The 19635-nt window shown below is 51.8% G+C and carries 12 protein-coding genes; 9 read left to right on the top strand and 3 right to left on the bottom strand.

Translation table 11 applies throughout. The features are described 5' to 3' along the window. Positions 1-280 precede the first annotated feature (280 nt). The 6 genes from CA13_RS27480 (at position 281) to CA13_RS27455 (ending at position 8513) form a co-directional block, all read left to right on the top strand. The gene (locus CA13_RS27480; RefSeq protein ID WP_146393859.1) at positions 281-1747 is read left to right on the top strand and encodes an ISNCY family transposase; all 1467 of its coding nucleotides are present in this window, start codon (positions 281-283) and stop codon (positions 1745-1747) included. A 411-nt stretch (positions 1748-2158) separates the two neighbouring features. Continuing rightward, positions 2159-2419: a hypothetical protein gene (locus CA13_RS27475; protein ID WP_146396676.1), complete on the top strand. Its 261-nt coding sequence runs from the start codon at positions 2159-2161 to the stop codon at positions 2417-2419. Positions 2420-2621: 202 nt separating this feature from the next. Continuing rightward, positions 2622-3638 (top strand): hypothetical protein, encoded by a 1017-nt coding sequence (locus CA13_RS27470; protein WP_146396673.1) that lies wholly within the window; start codon positions 2622-2624, stop codon positions 3636-3638. A 218-nt stretch (positions 3639-3856) separates the two neighbouring features. Then, on the top strand, positions 3857-5170 hold the full coding sequence (locus CA13_RS27465; protein WP_146402162.1) for a Gfo/Idh/MocA family oxidoreductase: 1314 nt from the start codon (positions 3857-3859) through the stop codon (positions 5168-5170). 136 nt (positions 5171-5306) lie between these two features. Then, positions 5307-7430: a HEAT repeat domain-containing protein gene (locus CA13_RS27460; RefSeq protein ID WP_146402156.1), complete on the top strand. Its 2124-nt coding sequence runs from the start codon at positions 5307-5309 to the stop codon at positions 7428-7430. A gap of 192 nt (positions 7431-7622) precedes the next feature. Next, positions 7623-8513: a hypothetical protein gene (locus CA13_RS27455; RefSeq protein ID WP_419194902.1), complete on the top strand. Its 891-nt coding sequence runs from the start codon at positions 7623-7625 to the stop codon at positions 8511-8513. Positions 8514-8610: 97 nt separating this feature from the next. Here CA13_RS27455 and CA13_RS27450 read toward each other — a convergent pair whose 3' ends face one another. Both CA13_RS27450 and CA13_RS27445 read right to left on the bottom strand, forming a co-directional pair. Then, positions 8611-10443, bottom strand: a complete 1833-nt coding sequence (locus CA13_RS27450) for a redoxin family protein (RefSeq protein ID WP_419194901.1) — start codon at positions 10441-10443, stop codon at positions 8611-8613. 140 nt (positions 10444-10583) lie between these two features. Continuing rightward, positions 10584-12968, bottom strand: a complete 2385-nt coding sequence (locus CA13_RS27445) for a glycoside hydrolase family 95 protein (protein ID WP_419194900.1) — start codon at positions 12966-12968, stop codon at positions 10584-10586. An 829-nt stretch (positions 12969-13797) separates the two neighbouring features. Here CA13_RS27445 and CA13_RS27440 point away from each other — a divergent pair. The 3 genes from CA13_RS27440 to CA13_RS27430 all read left to right on the top strand — a co-directional run bounded on the left by CA13_RS27440 (position 13798) and on the right by CA13_RS27430 (position 18221). Continuing rightward, a complete protein-coding gene (locus CA13_RS27440; protein ID WP_146402152.1) occupies positions 13798-15171 on the top strand; it encodes an SGNH/GDSL hydrolase family protein in 1374 nt (457 codons plus the stop codon). 137 nt (positions 15172-15308) lie between these two features. Next, the gene (locus CA13_RS27435) at positions 15309-16673 is read left to right on the top strand and encodes a sulfatase (RefSeq protein WP_473087494.1); all 1365 of its coding nucleotides are present in this window, start codon (positions 15309-15311) and stop codon (positions 16671-16673) included. A gap of 72 nt (positions 16674-16745) precedes the next feature. After that, positions 16746-18221, top strand: a complete 1476-nt coding sequence (locus CA13_RS27430; protein ID WP_146402149.1) for a sulfatase family protein — start codon at positions 16746-16748, stop codon at positions 18219-18221. Positions 18222-18384: 163 nt separating this feature from the next. Here the strand turns inward: CA13_RS27430 and CA13_RS27425 are convergent, their stop codons facing one another. Then, complete coding sequence (locus tag CA13_RS27425) at positions 18385-19590, bottom strand: enolase C-terminal domain-like protein (RefSeq protein ID WP_146402147.1); 1206 nt, start codon at positions 19588-19590, stop codon at positions 18385-18387. Positions 19591-19635: the final 45 nt, after the last annotated feature.

Here is a 19635-nt window from a genome sequence, read left to right as displayed (position 1 = left end):
AAATCCCGAAAGTCTCGATGACGTACGCCACCACTCCGAGTTTGTAATCGAAGGCGAGAAGGAAGACTAAAAATCGTCGATCATCCTATCTCAGTGACTGCAGGGATTCTCGACAGGCCTAACTGAGTGCTAGTCTAGTGTCCGTCCAAAAATTGAATGGCCGCATAAACTGCGATGTTTTTTGAGAAAAAGCTCCCCGAAGATCGAACCCGCAAGCAGGTTCGGGCGTTGGAATTGTTGACTAAAAGCAATTTCAAACGCAAATCTTCGAGGAGTGAACGTGGTCCGAAAGCACTATCAATCTCAGCATCGCTTCGATTGCAGCCCTGTCGCACAAGTACAACTCAACTTGGAATGCCGCGACGAAATCGTTCCGATCCTCGCGGGTCTGCAGTTCCTTTATACCAACAACAAGCTTCGTCACAAAGCTGTCAAGTTAGTCGCAGCCGATCTCAACGAAGACTCTCGTCGAGATATCGGCAGGCCCGGCATGGATGACTGGCACGTCGTTGTTTTGGCGGCTGTTCGGTTGGGGTGCAACTTCGATTACGACAAACTCCAAGACCAAGTCGAGAACCATCGCTCGCTCAGAGGCATCATGGGAATTGGCGATTGGCAGGACGCCGACGAATTCACCTTCAGACGCATTCGCGACACGTTGTGCAAACTCAAGCCTGCAACGATCGAGAAGCTTAATCAAGTCATCGTCACCTCCGGACAGGAGATTGCACCTGAGGCTGCCGCTTCGGTTCGTGCCGATTCGTTCGTTGTCGAAACCAACATTCATCATCCGACCGAAAGTAGTTTGATCTTCGATGGGGTACGCAAGTTTGTTCCGCTCTGCGCTGACTTGGCTGGCATGCTTGAGATTGATGGCTGGCGTCAGTCCGATCACTTGACGAGGAAGATCAAGAAGCTCAAACAGAACATGGGACGCATCGCCGCGAGCAAGAGTCAGGTCAAGAAAGACGCATTGCAATCGCTCTACATGGATCTGCTTGTCCGAACCGAGCAGTTGCTCACGCGAGCCGACGAGTTGGTAAAAACGGCGAAATCGGAGTTGTTCTCGACGGCGATTGTCTCCAAAATCGCGGCAATCGAGCGATGGATCCAACTAACTCGGCAGGTCTGCGACACCGCTCGTCGTCGCGTGCTCCTTGGCGAAAGAGTTCCCAATAGCGAGAAGCTGTTCAGTCTTTTTGAAACTCACACGCAGTTGTACCGTCGCGGTAAAGCTGGGCAACCGAATCAGTATGGACGCTTGGTCTTGGTCTACGAAGACGCCGCAGGATTCATCAGTCACTATCATTTGATGGACCGCACCAGCAAAGACCAAGATGTTGTCGTTGAGCAGACACGAATTGCTCAGCGAAAACATTCGGGTCAGATCGAAACGGCGTCGTTTGACCGAGGCTTTCACAGCGATGAAAATGAGACGGCATTGCAAGAGATCGTTGATGACGTTTGTGTTTTACCACGTGCTCCCGATCAGTACGCCGAACGATTGAAAAACGGAAGCGTGAAGTTTCATCAAACACGTCTACGTCACAGCGGTGTGGAATCAGCGATCGGTGCTTTACAGCGAGGCAACGGGCTGAAACGTTGTCGTGATCGTAGTGAGATCGGCTTTGAGCGCTACTTTGGTTTGGCGGTACTTGGTCGCAACCTACATACGCTTGGCAAGTTGTTACTTGCCAAGCATCATGCCATTAGCGCCTCGGCACAGAGTGATCGCCAAGCGGCGTAGGCAAATACTCCTTTGGAATCGGAGCAACGGAAGGCTATCGGTCTGCGCGCCAGGCGAAAACGGCGTAGAAAACGAGCGTTGTTCGCCACTAAAACCGCCCCAGAGCTAAATCTTCGAAGTACTCAGCGGACGTGAAATCCGCTAAAATCAGCCACTCGAGCAATTTCCGGACGGACACTAGTCTAAACGCATTGTTGTGATGTTGAAACGCGCAGAGAGCTGAAACGACCGGAGAACCGCGACCGCAACAGAAGCGATGCGATCCCCCCCCTAAGCGTATCTCCAAAATCATGGCTGGTATCGAAAACGGTGTCGTCCTGTACGTGTCTGACTAATACCTCTGGCGCGAAAGCTGGGCAAGGCTCATAATATAGGGAAAGTTCAATTCTCTTTTTGTGAGGTACCGGTTCGATGGAAAGTTCAAAAATTGATCGCGATGCTTTGAGAGCGAAGTTGCAGGTGGAGTTTGAAGCAACGCTCAACGCAGTCGCCGATTCCGTTGACAATGCGCGCGATGGCGTTTGGATCGAAGACAGCGAAGGCATCAGTCGTCAAGTACTTGATCGCTTCAGACAACAGGTTTACGAAGCAACCATGCAAGCGAAAATCGATGCGGCGGAAGCCGCTTTTTCCCCCTCCGAAGAGCACGACGGGAGTTCGCGCTCGGAATAAGGGTAGGCAACTTCGCAGCGTGTTGACCGAAAACGGTCGTGTACAATTCAAGCGAGTCCGATGGGCAATAGAAGATCAAGGATGTTCCGTTCCGATCGATGCTTTGCTTGATGAAGCTGAGAAAAGTTTTACACGCGGTGTGCGTGAGATGCTCTGTCGGTTGAATCAAAGTTCGTCAAGCTTTGCCAAGACGGCGGAGAATATGTTTCGTTTAGCATCGATCGACATCAGCGGAGAAAGTGTGCGTCAGATCGTGGAGTACGAGGGACGTATGATTACCAATCAACTGACCAGTGGCCGCATCGATCCTGGTTGGTCCTCGGCAGATTGTGTGATTGACGACAAGCCACTTTCTGACTTGGCCGTCGACGCATCAGAACGGGCAGAACAATCGGAAGCCCCCGGAAAACCTCGGAAAACTCGCGTCTATATTGGATGTGATGGTGTTAAAGTCCCCGTCGTGACTGACGCGGAAAAGAGAAAACGACGTGCAACAATCAAATTCAAACGAAAACGCAGTGGCAAGAAATGCCGCCCGCTACCAAAGCTTCGTAACGGATCGGATCAACAATACAAAGAAGCAAGAATTGTTGTTGCGTACGACGAACAACAGACGCATCGTCTTGTAATCTCGACGCGAGGTGACTGCGAAGTCACCGGGCGATTGCTGCAAACGTTGTCGACGACGATCGGACTGAATCAGGCCACTGAATCGATTGCCAATATCGATGGAGCTCCTTGGATACGCAATCAACTTGAGTTTCATCACCTTGTCGACGAGATCAACCTGGACTACTACCACTTGAAGGATAACGCCCAGAAGGCGCGTCGTGAAATGTACGGCGACGACGAGGCAGGAGCGAAGTGGCTTGACTCGTTGATGGACGTATTGATGAATCGAGGGATCGACTCGCTGCTGAGTGAGTTAGTCGCTCAGAAAGGTGACTGCCGCGGTCGCAAGCTCGAAGCGTTGGAACACCTAATCGGCTACGCTGCGGAGCGTCGAGCCATCATTCGTTACCGAGAGTTTCGCGAGCGGGGGATCCAAATTGGAAGTGGTCCTACTGAGGCACAGTGCAAAACGACGACTCAGCGAATCAAAGGTCGCGGTCGCCGCTGGGACTTTGCGAATGCCGAGTATCTGATGAACATTGCCGCCCTCGATGCGAGTGACCTATGGGAAAAGTATTGGGAAATACCTGCAAAAATCGCTGCTTAGAATCGTCCAGAAAGTTTGGTCAGACACTCCTGTACCGAATGCTTGAAACTTCACAGTTCAGCGACTCTAATGGTTACGATAGCCATGCGACTACTTCGCGTGGTTCCCACCAAAATGTTCTTTCAACGCGTCCAAGCGAATAATCCCCTCCGTTGATCGGCCGCTTCCGAAGAAGCTCTTGCCCGATCCCCCGCCAATTCTCTCGAAGGACAAACACAATGCCACAAAAGTCGCCTCTTTCGCGCCGCCAATTCCTCAAGACGACAACTGGCGTAAGCGCCGCGGTGGCCGCGCCCTATTTCGTTCCCGCTTCCGCGCTGGGCAATGGAGGCGCGGTGCCGCCGAGCGACCGAATTGTTGTTGGCGCTATCGGTATCCAACATCGTGGCATGCACGATCTGCGATGGCTGATGCGGCAACCAGCCGTTCAATTTGTCGCTATCTGTGACCTGCAAAAGAAACAGCGATTGGCAATCAAGGATCATGTTGACAATGAATATGGCACAAAGGATTGTGCGATGTACCCGGAAATCAATGGTTTTCTTGATTCGCGTCCCGACATCGAAGCCGTGCTTATTGCCACGGGCGATCGCTGGCACGCGTTGGCTTCGATTTTAGCGATGCGCAGCGGTAAAGACGTCTATACCGAAAAGCCCTCGTGCATGACGGTCGCAGAAGGACGATCCGTCGTGGAAACGGCCCGCCGCTACGGTCGCGTCTATCAAACGGGCACGCAGCGATTGAGTGAACCGAACCACGTGTTCTGTATCGAAATGGCCCGGAGCGGTCGTTTGGGCGAGATTCATACGGCCTACGCCCATATTGCTCCTTGGGATGCGGCCGAGATGCGTCACGATTGGCTGCCAGCCGTCGCCCAGCCCCCCAAAGAAGAAGTCGATTGGAATGCTTGGTTAGGCGCATGCCCCTGGCGTCCCTACAACCCCGAGTATGTTGCGGGCGGTTGGCGAGGCCATTACGATTTCCACACCAGTTGCATCGGAGAATGGGGAGCACATACGTTCGCTCAGGCGCAGGCTGGACTCGGATGCAGCGAATTGTCGCCGATCGAGTACGAATATGTCGCCAATGACAGCGGCGATGGAATGGTAACTCACTTTGCCAATGGCGTGCGTATGATCCTTTCTCGCGGGAACAAGTATTGGCACGGTTCCTGTGGCGAACGGTTTGATGGAACCGAAGGATGGGCCGCAGCCGCCGACGGCTATTCGCAGCCCGACGTCTCCTCGCCGGGCCTACTTGGTGAGTACAATCGCGTCATTGGCGAGTACGTTGGCCGGACAGGGCGTTCCCTCGACCATATGCAAAATTTCCTTGACTGTGTCCGTAGCCGCGAACGCACCGTTGCCAATCCCGAAGTCATGCACCATAGCATGACGACCGTGCACGCCGCCAATATTTGCATGTGGCTCAAACGTAGCCTTAAGTTCGATCCCATCAAAGAAGAATTCGTTGGTGACGACGAAGCCAATCGCCTTCGCTCACGAGCCATGCGGGAACCGTATGTGATTTAGCCCTGGCCCAAACTAAACGTGGGATAGGTCCAAGTCGGTTCAATCGAACTCACCCGCCTGTTGTCCGATCCCATGTGTTGACTGCCATTGCTCCTGCCTCTTTCCTTCCCCCCACCCGTCATTCGGAATTCCCCCAATGTGGAACAGCACTCTAAACAAATTTTTGCTTCTCACCGCCATTCTCTTGGCCAACGCCTCGACTTTATCCTTCGCGCAACAAGATAAATTGCTCGCCGTGCTCGACTCCAACGCGACGCTGCAAGAAAAGTCTGCTACGTGCCGCGAATTAGCACGCGTCGCGACGAAGGATGCGGTTCCCACATTGGCGAAGATGCTGGGAGACGAGAAGCTCTCACACATGGCACGATACGCCCTGGAAAACATCCGCGATTCATCGGTTGACGATGCGTTGCGAAATGCACTTGGCGAGGTCACGGGCCAACCGCTACTTGGCGTGATCGGCAGCCTCGGTGCCAGGCGTGATACGGAATCGGTAGTCGCTTTGGCCGCCTTGCTCAACGAGCCCGGCGTCAATCAGGCCGTCAATCAGGCCGCCGCCCGAGCGTTGGGTAACATCGGTACTCTCAAAGCCAGCGAAGCTTTGGAAAAGGCATTACCGGAGGCCTCCGATTCCAACCAACGTGCCATCTGCGAAGGGCTTCTTCGTTGTGCCGAGGCATTGCAAGCAACCGAACAAAGTGAGGCAGCAAGATCCATCTACGATCGTTTGAGGGATCTATCGAACGCACCGGTCCAGGTCCGTGCGGCGGCGTTACGAGGCGCGATCCTCTCACCCGACAGCGATGGTATTGCACTACTGACCGAGGCAATCAAAGGGTCGGACGAAGCACTCGCTGCGGCGGCCGTACGTGCTGCGATGGAATCAAAAAATGCAGGGGTAACCGATGCAATCTTGGCAGAACTTTCCAACGCGTCGCCAAAGCGTCAGGGACTGCTGATCATGGCACTCGCCAATCGTGGCGAAGCTCGATTGTTGCCAGCCGTGCTCCAGGCAATGCAAAGCGATGACGAGCAACTTCGCATCGTCGCATTCCGAGTCTTAAAGCGTGTCGGCGACGAGTCGTGTGTTCCCGCGCTGCTAAATGCAGCAGTGGAGGGAAATGCTGAAATATCTCAAGCCGCGATTGAATCACTGGAAATCCTGCAAGGCAATTCCGTTGACGATCAAGTCGCCGGTCGATTGTCCGAGGCCCAAGGAAAAATGCGGATCGTGCTGATCGATTTGGCCGGCCGTCGGCGCACTGCTGCTGCAATCCCGGCGCTTTGGAAGGCTGTGGACGATGACGATTCTTCGGTCCGTACTGCTGCCTTGGCCAGTCTGGGTGCTACAATCGACACGGCTAATTTGCCAAAGTTGATCGCGCGGCTGGGACCTGTCAAAGACGACAAGGAAGCCGCTGCTTTAGACAATGCACTTCGTGATGTTTGCCTGCGTTCGGTCGATCGAGAAGCCGCCGCCGCACAACTTGCCACGGCGCTACGTACAGCCGACGGGGACGTGAAGGGTAGAATCCTTGATACGCTGAATGTCGTCGGCGGGGCATCGTCGTTAAAAGCGGTCACCGCCGCAGCCCGATCCAACGACACGCAACTCCGCAACGAAGGATTCCGCGTCTTGGGACAATGGAAATCGGTGGACGCCGCACCGATCCTTCTCGATCTTCATAACTCCACCGACGATGGACGACTCAAGATCCGATCGATCCGAGCCTACATCCGGATCGCTCGACAATTTGACATGCCCGCTGAACAACGGACTGAGATGTGCCGCACGGCGTTGAAAACCGCCACTCGCGACACAGACAAACAGTTGGTTCTCGAAGTGCTGCTTCGTTATCCCAGTGAGGAGATGCAAGCGATCGCCTTGGAGGCATCCAAGGTCCCGGCTCTAAAAGACCAAGCCATGTTGGTCGTGTTGGCAATGGCCAGCAAAGACATCAACCGAGCGGACCTTGGTAAAGCACTGGCGCAAGCTGGACAAAAGCCAGTCAAGCTTGAGATTGTCGAGGCTGTTTATGGCGCTGGCACCAAAACCAAGGACGTCACAGCGACCCTAAGCAAATACGCCAAAAACTATCGCATCATCTTCCTGCCCAGCACCAGCTACAACGAAAGTTTTGGCGGCGACCCAGCTGATGGAATCGTGAAGCAGTTGAAGATCAAGTATCGCATCGACGGCAAACAAGGCGAAGTTTCGCTAGCTGAGAACGCTACGATTGTGCTGCCTGTGCCGAAATAAAACGGACGCATTCGAGACGCCGGTTGACTCTTTCCGTCCACCGGCGTCCTTGGCAATCATGCCCAATGCGTGTGTGCCCGATGGGAAAAGACTGGAAATGCACCGAGCCGTTCGTTACCGATTTGCCAACAATATCCGCATAATCCTACCAATTCCCCGATTGGCAGGCACCTCCAATGCCGATGATTCTCAATGAGTCGTTTGACAATTGGAGAGAAAATTGCAGTGCAAATCCGTGATCAGCCCACCAGCGTGATGACGCTCCAGCAAACTCGTCGTGCACAGGACAAGAACGTCCAAAATGTTTTTAGTGAGGTACTGCGAAATGCGGGACGGCAAGGCTATGCGTCTGCCGACATTACTGCGTCCGCCGAGATCACTGACACGTCCGAGCCATTGAACATCCGTGTTCAAGAGTCGTGGAACCGTTGGTATCAAACGGAGCAACTTGGACGATACGCCAGCGACGAAGCCCCCCGCGACCTTGGAGAAAATTTTGGCAATGTCTTGAAGAAGGCATACGACGAAGGCGCGTACGTTGATCCAAAATCGTTCCTCAGCGGCATCTCCGAAGACGAACTCAAAGCAGTTCAAAACGCACATTGGCTTGCCGACCCTATCCGAGTTGACTCACTCACCGAAGAGGGTGCGTTGAATCTATTGATTCCGCCCGCAGCTCAAGTTGACCTTAACAAGGATGGTTTGACCCAGTCGGGTATTTCCTATGGACTGCGTTTCCCGGATAGCACGACGCCTACGGAGGTTGCATTGGCATGGGAACAGGCGACCGACGGAATGCCAATACAAGAGCGGATGATCTACGAACTTGAAATGAAACTACCCGTTCTGACGTCGAACATGGTTTTCGATGCCGATGGTAGATTCTCGCACGCACGCTCGCCAGGCGATCCGGATTTCGTCAACCCGATGAACGCCGAGGACTACTCGTTCGTGGAAGTGACCCAAAACTGGATGGACTATTTGGACTACTTCAAGAACCAAATGGATCCCGATCGGTATACGAAAGACATGGAATTTTGGAGTACGTTCCAAGAGAAACTCCGCGATAATGGCGCTGCCTAATCCCTTTCCGGTACAGATGCGGTCGGCCGGTTCCTGCTAGATACTGCCCTGCAAATCAATAAAGAATCCGGACGCGAACAACGATTTCGACGTGCCGCTATCGATCGCGTGTAACCACGTTCTTTACCATCCACTCGCGGATTTCCCCGTGATACTCCGCCGGCATTTTGTGACCCGTGTCTTTAAACAGCAAAAGTTGGAAGTCAATCTCCGCTGCACGGGCCTCCTCTTCGAGCTTCTTGAAGTTCGGGAGTCGTTTGTCGTTCTCTCCCATTAGGGCCAGCATCGGTCGGCCCTTGATCGTCGCCAACCCACCCATCGGCCAACCTGCTCCACCTGGCATAAACGCAAAAAAGTAGTCTTGAAATGACTCTTCGGAGTTTCCGATTTGGTACATGATCGCGGCACCGCCTGACGAGTGACCGCCGCAAACGCGTCGCTGGGAATCGATGTTTGGGACAATCGATTCAAGTTTGTCAAAAATGGTTTTGTAAAACGACCATGGCGTCTGCCAACCGCCACTTTCCCCATCATCATCGCTCCTATACGGAACGGCTAAGCACACAAAACCACTACCACCTGTGATCGCAATTGCCTTTTTTGGATCATCTGTTCCTGCTCCACCGCCAAACCAGACGAACAAGGGAAACTTTTTTTCAGAAATATAATCGTCGGGGATGTAAACGCCCGCCTTCGTGGACTCCCCTCGCCACGTCTTGCCGAGTTTTGGGAAATCCAACGAGAACGTCGCACCAGGATCTAAGCTTGGTTTGTCATGGTTCGTTTCAGCCGGGGTCTCCACATTCGCATCCAATGCATCTGCGAGTGTTTTTTCAAATGCTTCATCGTTTGGCAATCCTTCCCAAACCAGCTTTCCATCGCGACCGATCAAGAACAGATGCGGAAGTCCCTTCACTCCGAATTCAGCACCTAGTTCGCTGCCGACTCCTACGGGGTAGTCCATTTTCACGTTCTTCTGGAACTCTTCGATGCCTTTTCGGCTTTGATCGGTAAATCCGATAATTTGAAGTCCCTCATCTTTGTGCTTCTCGTAAAGTTCATTCAGATGCGGAATACCTGCAACACAGGGAACACACCAAGTCGCCCAAAAGTCGATCAAGACTACCTTTCCCTTCAGACTTTTTAGCGTCGGTGCGCTGTCTGTATTGAGCCACTGCTCCGCGGTAAGCGCGCCAGGAACGGCACCGATCTTCAATAGCGGTTTCACCTTTGGCTTCTCGGCTCTCTTCTGGTCTTTGCGACCTGAGGGGACCTTGCTCACATCGATTGACTCTGCACCTGAGACCAAGGTCACTACGTCAAAGTCTTTGTACGGAAGATTGAACGCATAGTATCGCTGCCGATCAGTCGTAAAGTCGATTGAGTTCACGATGAATTCAGGAGACGCCGAAGTGGCCATGAAGGCGATGCCGATAGGCTTTCCCGTTTCGGCTTTGATTTCGGCGAGCGGAATCACGTAGGAATCGACCCGGACCTTTTTGCCATCCGAAACGGTGACATAGCGAATCGATCCATGTCCTTTTGAATCGCCGAGAATATGAGACGAGCCTTGCTTGTAGGGAATCGTGTATTGAAGGCCGGGCCTTACAGGCCACGGATTAAGAGAATAGGTTCGATCAAGCTCCGCGGTTTGCTTTTCATCGAAATCGACATCGATCAATAGGCTAGAGCGATCACCGATCGCGCGTCCGTCACTTGTTTCACCCAATGCGTCACTACTGTCTTTCCAAACGATGGCCTGAACCACCAAACTCTGCTCATCGTTGCAAACCTGAACGCGTAGATCGTCGGAATCGCAAAGTGTCGTTGCCAAATTCGCTGGAAAACCAAACGCTCCTTCCGTCCGAAGGTTTTCAATACTTGCCGTTTGCGCATTTGCACGTTTGCCAGTCATAGCAACACAGGACATCCAACATGCCAATGTGACTGACAACCACACACCGAACCTTTGATTCCGATTTCGCATTCGCTTATTTCAATTTCAAGGTGACTTCAATTTCAAGGTGACTTCAATTTCAAGGTGACTTCAATGACCACAAACCGCTGCGGTCACTTCGTTGAATTGACGGTGTAAATTTCGCCGACGTTGGTTTTTGGTTGCCGCATCTTGAACTCATTTGCCTCGCGCACGCACAGCGGATTGCCTAGCAAGGATTTGATTTCTGCACGAATGAGTTTTCCATTTTCCCAGTCGATGGAAACTTCGAAACCGCCGCGTGCCCGTAAGCCAGAAATGGAACCCTCCGTCCACGCCGATGGAAGGGCGGGTAGTAGGTCGATAACAAAGTTCCCTTGTTCGTCACGCATGTGCGATTGCAGCAGCGCCTCACTAATCCCGGATGTCAGGCCAAAGTTACCATCAATTTGAAACGGCGGATGAGCATCAAACAGGTTGTTATAAAAGCCCGCTTTCCCGTTCACGCTAGTGTTCTGAAAGAAACCGGTTAGAACGCGATTCATGTGGTCGCCATCGCGCAGTCGAGCCCAAAAATTGACCTTCCAAGCACGCGACCAACCGGTGCCTTCGTCGCCTCGAAATTGGAGAGTTTTCTTACAAGCCTCAAACAACTCAGGTGTATCGGGAGTGATTTGCGTTCCTGGATGAAGTCCCCAAAGGTGAGAAACGTGGCGATGGTTCGTCTTGGGCTCTTCTTTGTAAAGCCATTCCCTCAACTGTCCTTCAGAACCCACTTGGTTAGGTGCGATTCGACTAACCTGTGTACGAAGTTTTGCTGCCCATTGTGCATCGCAGCTAAGAACGTCAGCCGCATCAGCCGTTGCCTGAAGCAAATGGCGGATGATTTGGTGATCCATCGTCGGCCCCATTACCATTCCACCTCGCTCGGGCGAATTACTCGGGCCACTCACAAGCCATCCGTTTCCATTCACCGGGTCTTCCATCAAATAATCAAGAAAGAATTCCGAAGCACCCTTCATGAGTGGGTACGCCTGCTCTTGAAGAAACCGTTTGTCGCCGGAGAACAGATAATGTTCCCATAGATGAGTCGTTAACCACGCGCCACCAACCGGCCATACTCCGTGGTTCGAATGATTAATGGGCGCAGCACCGCGCCATGCATCGGTGTTGTGATGGGTTACCCATCCATTCGCAGCATAATGGTCTCGCGCCACTTCCGTTCCCGTAATGGATAGGTCACTAACAAGATCAAACAACGGTTCATGGCATTCGGATAGGTTGGTCAATTCTGCCAGCCAATAATTCATTTCAGTATTGATATTGATCGTGTACTTCGAGTCCCATGACGGAATCTTTTTGTCATTCCAAAGTCCCTGCAGATTGGCCGCTTGCGAGCCCGGTCGGGATGACGCAATCAGCATGTAGCGACCATATTGGTACAGCAGGGTAACAAAATCGGGATCAGGATTGGCCTGGTATTGACTCAACCGTTCGTTGGTAGGCAAGTCGCGTGAATCGCCGCCACCCAAGTCGAACGTCACTCGCCTAAACAACCGACGATGGTCCGCTTGATGGGCGGACAGAATCTCTTCATAAGACTTGTTCTTAATCTGCTTAAGTGTATTGCCGCATTGTGCTGCGGGGTCGGCATCTAAGGATTGAAAGTTTTCGTAACTTGTAGCCGCCGCTAAATAGAGGACGACGGAATCCGCTGCTACCACTTCGATACCTGCATCCGTTACCTCGACGGAACCCCCATCGGCCGAAGCACAAAGCCTGGATTCGAACTTCACTTTGCCTTCATAGCGGGTTTCTCTATTCTGCTTGGTGACATGGAAATCATCGACCACACCGGACATTCCGAGTGTGCGGTCATCGACCTTTTTGATCATTGGTGATTTTTCATGCGGGGTGGTGAGCTTCGCAGTGAAGTTCACCTTCCCGGGTTGATTCGCCACGATCCGAACGGCAATGACCCCATCCGGGAAACTAGCGATGACCGAACGCGAGTAAACGACACCGGCGGATGTGTATTGAGTCGTCGCCAAGGCTCCATCCAAATCCAAATCACGGTGATAATTGGAGACTTCTTCAACATCAGGAAACTCAAGAACAACATCTCCGAATGGTTGGTACGGAGCTTGGCGAAGCGGAATCGACATGAAGTGTTCCATGGCCAAATCGTGTGCTTCGTTTTGCTTTCCATCGAACAGCAACTGTCGAATGCTCGATAGGTAGTCAGAAGCTCCTTGATGCGAATAGGATTGCGGTTGGCCTACCCACAACGTGTCATGGTTATACTGAATTCGCTCTTCGCTTGTGCCCCCGAAAACCATCGCTCCCAAAGATCCATTTCCAACCGGTAGCGCATCGGTCCATCTTTCCGCAGGTTTGTCATAGCTTAACCGCAGATGGTTTTGTTCCGGTGCAGCCGCCTGCACTTTCGCAGTCGCCATCGATAGCATCCATAATGCCAGGCAACTGCCGACCAACAATTTAAGAGTGAAATTTCGCATCCGAATTGGGCTCATTAAAGAGAGGGATTTTGAGATTTGTGGGTAGTGGGACTTGGTGTTTTTGATGCCCTTATGCCTTTCCGATAGTTGTAGCCAACTAACGATAAGCGCGGCAAGCAAATCTTTGGCTGACCCTCCGTAGCAAAACGACCAACACCAAAATGCAGCTTTCAGATTTAAATCGTAGTTGGGACGCCGGTTTAAAGGGCTTCGAGGGCGGCTTGTGATCGAGGTAGGGTTGGCTGCTTGATTCCCTAATCAGGCGAAATTGACAATCGGTGGAAAATTTTTGGTTCCGAAGGGACGCTCACACGTCGCACGCTACGATCCAAATTGATTTCACAAACATAGTCTAACGAAATGAAAGACCTGTGTGGGCAAACAGCTTGAAATCATTCATCGGAACGCATTTCCAGAGAGAAACAAGCGATCCGAGAGAACGGGAACAACACGCGCGCGATACGGGGTTGTAAAATAGCGCCGCCGATGGAACGGGGCCGTATTCAATCTAAACCCTCAGAACGGATCGCTCGCATCGGGATTCCGCCAATCTACGATGCACTGTTTTCGTTCGTTGATGCAACGCTCTCCGTTCTCTCTCCCCAAAAATGCTGCGGATGAACGGGTGGTGGTCACAATGTTGGATTACGGCAAGAGAAAGTCTGGAAATACCAAACAAATTGCGAGGTAGCCCTTTTGCACCGAACCCGATGCAAAGTGGAATCGACCGACAAAGCGATGGCTGGCGAGTTACAAAAACGGCGATGACGAAAGTCGTTAGGGCCAACGAATTACGAAAGATTCAATCAACCAACAGGTACAATGAGACATGAAACCTCCAGCCGTTCGGACTTTGCTGTCGATCATAGTCGTGATTCTTTTTGTGGTCTTCATGACGTCCGTTGAAACGACTCTCGCAGGCGAAGATGACAACCGGAGTGTTGCGAACATCCAGCGGACGTTTGCCAAAATGGCCGCGTCCACTCCAGAGAATTCTGTCACCGTGCGATGGCAATTCTATGGGCAATCGATTACGGCACAACCTTGGACCAAGCTAGTTGAGAAGGACCTCGTCGAACGTTTTCCGTCGGTCAACTTTGTTTTCCAGAACCCTGCGATCGGTGGGTTCCAATCACCATCGTTGATGCGCACCGCTGAGCATGATCTTTATCCTTGGTATCCCGATGTCCTTGTCTTTCACGTTTATGGTCCAGTCAACCAATACGAGGAAATCATCCGTAATGTCCGCTCCCGAACCACGGCTGAGATCGTTCTTTGGACAAGCCATCTAAGCGCCGATGAACTTCTCGATACGAATCCCAACGCAGACCCACGGACAATCGCGATCCGTGATATTGCCAAGCGATATGACTGTATGCTGATTGACGTGCGAGAAAAATGGATAGCATACCTTGAAGAAAACAAACTTGATCCATCTGCATTGCTAAACGATAGCGTGCACCTCAACAACGATGGTGTCAAATTGCTGGCAGAATTTATCGCCGAGGAATTGATTTATGCATCCTCGCTACAAACCAGTTTGCTTTCCGGCGAGGTCACGGAAATCCCGCTCGATTCGCAATCCCTCTTGAAAGACGGCGATGAGACAACACTCAATTTCACCGGCAATCGCGTTGTCGCAATTTCCGATGGAACGGAAACCGGCAATCTCGACGTAATACTCGATGGAATTGACATGTCTGGGCAAACAGAACTTTGGGCTGCAAGCCGACCAAGTAAGGCTCCGCAAATGTGGATGCCCGCAATCAAACAGGTCTCCTGTGAAAATGCTCCTGTGATCGAGGACTGGACTCTTACCTGCTTGCCCGACTCGACACCCAATGCTAGCCGCGTGCATTTTCGAGTCACCGGTTCGATCACGGGTGACGACGGCGAAGGTTTTAGCGATGAGCGATTTGTTTCCAACTCGGGCCGCGTCCTGATTGAACCATCCGACTGGCATTTGGCATGGTGTCTTTCATACAAAAAGATCGCATTGCCCGAAGGATTTCAGATCACCTGGAAGACTTACCCGTTGTTTACAGCCAAGTATGAATCACAGCCCACCGGATCGGAAACCGTTTTGATCCAAAATTGCTCCAACGGAAAGCACCGCCTGACACTGCGTGGCTCCGTCGTCGGATCTGGCATTACGTCGTTCCGCGTTTATACTCCTAGCTCACGCAGTGAGCAAATCAAGTAACGTGCTAGCCCCATTCCCTATCCGAGGATTTCGCTGAGATGCAACTCCGAATTTTTTGTGCGTGTATTTTCACCTTCTGTATATTTGCGAACTCGCTGCGATCCGAGGATGTGACGAGGCCGAACATCGTCTACATCATGGCAGACGATCTAGGATGGGCCGATGTTGGCTACAACGGAGCCGAATTCTACGAGACCCCAAATATCGATGCGCTTTGTGCTTCGGGAATGAGGTTTACATCCGCCTATCCAGGGGCGTCAAACTGCATGCCGTCTCGGTCATGCATCATGTCGGGGATGTATACACCTCGCACCCAAATGTGGACCCCGGGCAGAATGGCCAAGGGCAACAAGGCAAAAATGAAATTCCTCGTGCCACGAAATAGCGACCGCCAAGGCGACAAGGTATTTCCATCCTTAGGGGCCCTCGATCCATCGGTCGTGTCGGTAGCCGAGGTGCTAAAGGAAGCCGGCTACAAAAGCGCCCACTTCGGGAAATGGCACCTTGGACCTAATGGACAGGGATTCGATATCAACAACACCAACGGTCTCGGCGCCGGCACCGACAAGCGATTTTACGGTAATGTCGATGTTGCAGAAAACCTAACGACGGCTGCCTGCGAATTCATTGATGATCATAGGGACTCACCCTTTTTCGTCTACCTTTGTCATTGGGATGTGCACACTCCCATCCGCGCTCGCAAGGAGATAGTTTCGAAATATTCAGACAAACTTTCCAACGAAAATTGGACGCGGGATTGGAACCCTACGTACGCTGCGATGATTGAAGCGGTGGACACCAGCGTGGGACGAGTGCGTGAGTCGCTTGAGAAGAACGGGCTTACTGAAAATACGCTGATCATGTTCACGTCGGACAACGGTGGTTTTTCGGGTGCAACATGGTGCGAACCACTTAAAGGCGCGAAGGGTGCATTCTACGAAGGCGGCATCCGTGTTCCAGCCTGTGTGAGTTGGCCCAAAGTGGTCAAGCCTGGCACCGTATGTGACGTGCCAATCACCGGTGTTGATATCATGCCAACATTCGCAGAATTGGCCGGAGCGAAATTACCAACCACGCAACCGGTTGACGGTAAATCGTGGGCGCCCCTGCTTTCGGGAAATGACGTACTTTCGAAACGGGCGATCTTTTGGCACTATCCGCTCTATCTTGCTGGAGCCAAATACAACAAAGTCGTTCCGATTTACGGTACCGATGAAATGTATTGGCGAGCGACCCCGTGCAGCGTGATTCGCGAAGGCGACTGGAAATTGATTCAGTTTTTTGAGAGCGATTCGGTGCAACTCTATAACTTGAACGATGATATTGGCGAAAAGAACGATCTCGCTCAGTCGAATCCTGAAAAAGCAACCGCGCTGCTGAACCAATTGAAAAGCTGGCAGTCAAAGACGAAAGCAACGATCCCCACTACGTTAAATCCTGATTTCGGCTCGGTGAATGGCGATCGCAAATCGCAACGCAAACCGAAGTCGGCAGCGAAGTGATTTTGCATTCGCCGATGACAACTCTTTAAGATCAAGACGATATAACAGACAGAAAACCAGAGAAACTTAAACATGATCAACTTCCGCTTTTTCTCGATTGCCTTTCTCTTCACTGCGTTGGGAATGGTTCCCAATATCGCAAACGCGGCGGAATCACCTCGCCCAAATGTCATTGTCATTTTCATTGACGATATGGGATACGGCGATGTTGGATTCAACGGCGCGACGGTTCCCAAAACGCCAAACCTTGATCAGATGGCGACCGAGGGAATGAAGTTCACCGATTTTTACGTCGGGTGCGCGGTTTGCTCAGGTTCACGAACTTCGCTGATGACTGGATGTCATTACCAGCGGTTAAGTATGAACCCAGTGCTGTTTCCTAACAGTGACCGGGGACTCCATCCGGATGAGGTCACGCTTGCCGACATGTTCAAAGCGGCTGGCTATCGGACGGCTTGTGTCGGTAAGTGGCACCTTGGTCATCTGCCACCATGTTTGCCAACGTATCAAGGATTCGATTCGTATTGGGGCATTCCCTACAGCAACGATATGTGGATCGATCCTGCCAACCGCATTGCCGATGACGTAGTAATCCGAGAAGGGTTGACGCTAGCGGATATGAAAGCAGGTCACAAAGCGAAGAATGTTGTACCGATTCTGCGAAACGAGGAAGTGATTGAATATCCAGCGGATCAAACCACGATCACGCGGCGCTACACCGAAGAAGCAATCCGATTCATCCATCAAGAGAAAGAGGCTCCGTTCTTTCTGTATTTGCCACACACCATGGTGCACTTGCCACTTGCGGTTTCAGAAGCTTTTGACAATCCCAATAAAACACTCATCACGAATGCCATTGAAGAAGTGGATTGGTCGGTAGGCGAAATATTAAAATCGGTTAAAGCTGCGGGAATCGACAACAACACCCTGATTGTGTTTACCAGCGACAATGGAGCAGCCGTCGGCTCGTCGTTGCCACTAAGAGCGAGAAAATCGAGCGTCTATGACGGCGGGATTCGCGAGCCAACCTTAATGTGGTGGCCCGGAAAAATCCCCGCTGGTTCGGTCTGTGCCGAAGTGGCGGCATCGATCGACATGATGCCGACATTCAGCAAACTTTGCGGAGGAACATTGCCCAAACGAAAGATCGACGGGAAAGACATCTGGCCTTTGATGAGCGGGGCAAAAGACGCAACAAGTCCTCATGATGCATATGTGCTAATGCACGGCCCAGGCACCGTTCGCAGCGGAAAATGGAAGTTTTATCCCTGGCAAGAAGGGAAAGGGAAACAGAATCGTGACACTGCAAAGTGGAAGCCTTCGCCAGATCCCGTCCAACTCTATGACACCATTGAGGACATTGGCGAAACGACCAACATCGCATCGAAACATCCAGAAGTCGTCAAGCGTCTCCATGCGATTTACGATGCCCACGTTGCTGAGATCAATGCAAACCAACGGCCAACTTGTGAAATGGAAAGACCCGCCAATGCACTGTCCCCCGAGCGACCCGGCGGGCCAAAGAAGAGGGCAGTCAAAAAGAAATAATGGTCAAGTGATTGATCCGTCCTGATTCACAACCAGTGTTCTCTTCCTTCACTGAATTTGGCAGGCGATAAGGGATAGAATACCAATACAGATCATCGCACGACCCCATTAAATTGATTCCAAAAATCAAAAAGGTGAGTACCAGTGCGAGTTCAAGAAAGAACTACAAGTCCCGCCAAGTGATCACCTCTCTCTTCACGATTTTCGAATCATCGAGTTCGATTCCGAACCCCGCTCGGTCGGGCAAAGTGAGTGTGCCATTTACCGGTTGAGGAGGCGACTTTTCGAAGTAGTAATAGTGGCCGTTCATCTTGTTGATGAGATACTCGACCAAAGGACAAACGTTCGAATCCTGACTTGCAACGACATGCATCGCGGCATGAACACTGTGTCCATGTGGAATAACCTGCGCCCCATGTACCGAAGCGATGTTGCAGATTTTCACAAGCTCGGAGACGCCGCCACACCATTCGGGATCAGCCTGCACGACCCGAATTGCATCGTTGCGTAAAAACTTCTGTACGTCATAACGGGTATAGAAGTGCTCGCCCGTTGCTAACGGAACGGAGGTTTCGTTGCTCAGTTCAATAAAGGCATCGAGGTTAGCCGAGGGCACGGCTTCTTCCAACCAACGCAAGTTGAATTTTTCGACCTGCTTGCACCACGACGCGGCGTAGTTGAGATTCCAGCTGTAGAGTACATCGATCATCAAGTCGGCGTCTTCACCCAAAGCCTCACGCAACAATCGCACCTGCTCGACGTTTTTTGCCAAACCACTCGGACCATCGTCGGGTGTAATGCTGTTTAGGAACCACTTCTGATGAACATAACCTTCCGATTTCAGCTTCCTAGCTGCGGATTGCATTGCTTTCGGTTCATGAGAGAACCCAAGGCAACTTCCATAAACCGGCACCGTATTACGATCACCACCGAGCAACACATAAACGGGCTGATTGAAAATCTTGCCTTTCAGGTCCCAAAGAACGTTATCGATGGCACTCATACCCATCAAGTAATGGCTGCCTCGAGAATGCCGGTTCGATTTGAAAAGATTGTTCCAAATCGCTTCATGGGCCAACGCGTTTTTGCCAACCACGCGTTTCTTCATCATTTTGTCGGCGATAAGTGCTGCGTCACTATCAATCGGCCCATAGATTCCTTCCTGCCCACCCTTGGTCGTCACCGTCAAGTAGATGGATGACCTTCCGGATTCGGCCGTTAAGCGAATGAAATCGAGATTGGCAATCGCGAAAGCTTCCGTTAATGGTTGTTGCGCCGAGAGCGTAGTTATGCTGATCGGCATGATGCAAAGCAATGCAGTCAACACGGCGAGAAGCTTGCAGCGTGCTGCCAAGGAAAGATTTGACATGGTTCTATTTTCACTCAATCGCGTATTGGTTCTGGAAGTGCCTGC

This window comes from Novipirellula herctigrandis, assembly GCA_007859835.1.
GTDB lineage: Bacteria > Planctomycetota > Planctomycetia > Pirellulales > Pirellulaceae > Novipirellula_A > Novipirellula_A herctigrandis.
Note: the sequence above shows the minus strand (reverse complement) of the source record. Positions and strands in the feature narration are given on the sequence as shown.

What these genes read in the sequence shown, in the direction of transcription:
- CA13_RS27475 (WP_146396676.1), top strand. Translation starts at nt 2,159, where the DNA reads ATGGAAAGTTCAAAAATTGATCGCGATGCTTTGAGAGCGAAGTTGCAG.
- CA13_RS27470 (WP_146396673.1), top strand. Translation starts at nt 2,622, where the DNA reads ATGTTTCGTTTAGCATCGATCGACATCAGCGGAGAAAGTGTGCGTCAG.
- CA13_RS27465 (WP_146402162.1), top strand. Translation starts at nt 3,857, where the DNA reads ATGCCACAAAAGTCGCCTCTTTCGCGCCGCCAATTCCTCAAGACGACA.
- CA13_RS27460 (WP_146402156.1), top strand. Translation starts at nt 5,307, where the DNA reads ATGTGGAACAGCACTCTAAACAAATTTTTGCTTCTCACCGCCATTCTC.
- CA13_RS27455 (WP_419194902.1), top strand. Translation starts at nt 7,623, where the DNA reads ATGAGTCGTTTGACAATTGGAGAGAAAATTGCAGTGCAAATCCGTGAT.
- CA13_RS27450 (WP_419194901.1), bottom strand. Translation starts at nt 10,443, where the DNA reads ATGTCCTGTGTTGCTATGACTGGCAAACGTGCAAATGCGCAAACGGCA.
- CA13_RS27445 (WP_419194900.1), bottom strand. Translation starts at nt 12,968, where the DNA reads ATGCGAAATTTCACTCTTAAATTGTTGGTCGGCAGTTGCCTGGCATTA.
- CA13_RS27440 (WP_146402152.1), top strand. Translation starts at nt 13,798, where the DNA reads ATGAAACCTCCAGCCGTTCGGACTTTGCTGTCGATCATAGTCGTGATT.
- CA13_RS27435 (WP_473087494.1), top strand. Translation starts at nt 15,309, where the DNA reads ATGGCAGACGATCTAGGATGGGCCGATGTTGGCTACAACGGAGCCGAA.
- CA13_RS27430 (WP_146402149.1), top strand. Translation starts at nt 16,746, where the DNA reads ATGATCAACTTCCGCTTTTTCTCGATTGCCTTTCTCTTCACTGCGTTG.
- CA13_RS27425 (WP_146402147.1), bottom strand. Translation starts at nt 19,590, where the DNA reads ATGTCAAATCTTTCCTTGGCAGCACGCTGCAAGCTTCTCGCCGTGTTG.